We start from the raw sequence: 1,534 nt of genomic DNA, 5'->3' as shown, positions 1-1,534 counted from the left end.
GCCCCGGTGAGGGGCGAAGTCTTCAGTGAGGTCTTACGGGCTAACCGGTACGTCAAACGGTAGGGCGCCGCCGAAATCGCTGATGCCTTGGTACTTGACGTGCACGTTGGCCGGCACTGCCTTGAGGTTCTTCACCGGAAACTGCGCAGTGCCGCGCGGCTCGACCATTCCTCCAATGTCGTTCGTGTAGGTCTGGCCGGCACCCACCACGTCGATCTTGCTGAACGACACGTAGTAAGCCGTCGGGTTCGTCACCTTCACGTCGTAACCTTTGTTGTCCGCTGAGGGCACGAGCTTCCAGGTCACCTTTCCAGCCGCTTCATCCGCCGTGCCAGGCAAGCCCTTCGGACGCGCAAACACCTTGATGCGTGTGCGAAACGCAAACTGCAGCGTGTTGGTGCTCGAGGTATCCGAGGTCTTCGCGGTCTTGGGCGGCACGTCGAGCACGTTCAGCCAGAACACCGACTCGCGATCCTGCGGCAGCGCATCGCCCGTGTACATCATGCGCAGCGTCTGCGATTTCTTCGCGTCCATGCGGAAGATCGGCGGCGTCAGCACGAACGGCGCGCTCGCTTCACCGGGCTTCGCATCGGCGTTGCCCTTGTCCATCCAGACCTGAACCAGCGACGGCTCGGCGCGATCGTTAGTGAGCTTGACCGTCACCTCACGATTTTCAAGGGGATACACCACCCGCGTGCCGCCCACGGTCACGCTTGCGCCCGCGCTTCCCGCGAACAGGGCTGCAACCAGACCCAAACCACATGCAATTCGACTAAGGGACTTCATGATTGATGCATCTCCGTGAAAAACGTATCTCGAAATTTCGGTAAAAAAACAGGCACCTGCACCCGCAGATGCCTGCTTATGCCTGCTGATACGGCTTACTGGTAGTCGACCGTGTATTGGACCGAGGTGTTGACCGGGCCGGCTGTCGCCTTGCCGGTGGCGTAGTACTCAGCGAAGTACTTCAGGTTCGCAGCACCTGTAACGATCGCAGCACCATTGCCTGCCATATCGTTGTTTTCGCCCGTTACGACGTTGATGGGCATGTGCGATGCGTTGAGCAAACGAACCTGAACGTTTTTCGCACCGGAGGACGCCTGGTTCGCCAGATAACCCGTGGTCTGATCGATCGTCGGGCCGTTTTCGAAACGCGCGACGGCCTTCGTTTCGGTCGAGCAGCCGCTCAGCGTGAAGGTCAGATCGGTGGCGGCGGTCGTGCCGGCCGATGCGCCCGTTGCGCTCAGGGTGCTGTCCGTCACCGTTGGCAGCGTGACGTTCTTGTCAGCAGCGCCAGCGACTTTTGTATCGATCGAGCACGTTGTATCGGTGACTGCACCGGTGAAGGTGATCGTGCCGTCAGCAGCGCTTGCACCGGTCGAAGCCAGAGCCAATGTAGCGAGGGTTGCAGCAGCAGCGACGGTGGAGATGAATGATTTCATGAACGTTTCCAATAGAGAAATGAATGAGGTTTTGTAGACACGTGCGGCGCTTAGGATTCCTATCCCAGTCGATGCCGACCGCGCAGTGCGAG

General features: G+C 59.5%; 2 protein-coding genes. Both read right to left on the bottom strand.

Annotation, left to right across the window (positions count from 1 at the left end; all coding sequences use genetic code 11):
• Positions 1–33: 33 nt before the first annotated feature.
• Positions 34–786, bottom strand: coding sequence for a molecular chaperone (locus tag FH08_RS0133750; protein WP_031362592.1), 753 nt, complete (start codon positions 784–786; stop codon positions 34–36).
• 95 nt (positions 787–881) lie between these two features.
• On the bottom strand, positions 882–1,442 hold the full coding sequence (locus FH08_RS0133745) for a fimbrial protein (protein ID WP_031362591.1): 561 nt from the start codon (positions 1,440–1,442) through the stop codon (positions 882–884).
• Positions 1,443–1,534: the final 92 nt, after the last annotated feature.

This window comes from Caballeronia sordidicola (genome assembly GCF_000729995.1).
Lineage (GTDB): Bacteria > Pseudomonadota > Gammaproteobacteria > Burkholderiales > Burkholderiaceae > Caballeronia > Caballeronia sordidicola_A.
This window is presented reverse-complemented; position numbering and strand designations above follow the sequence as displayed.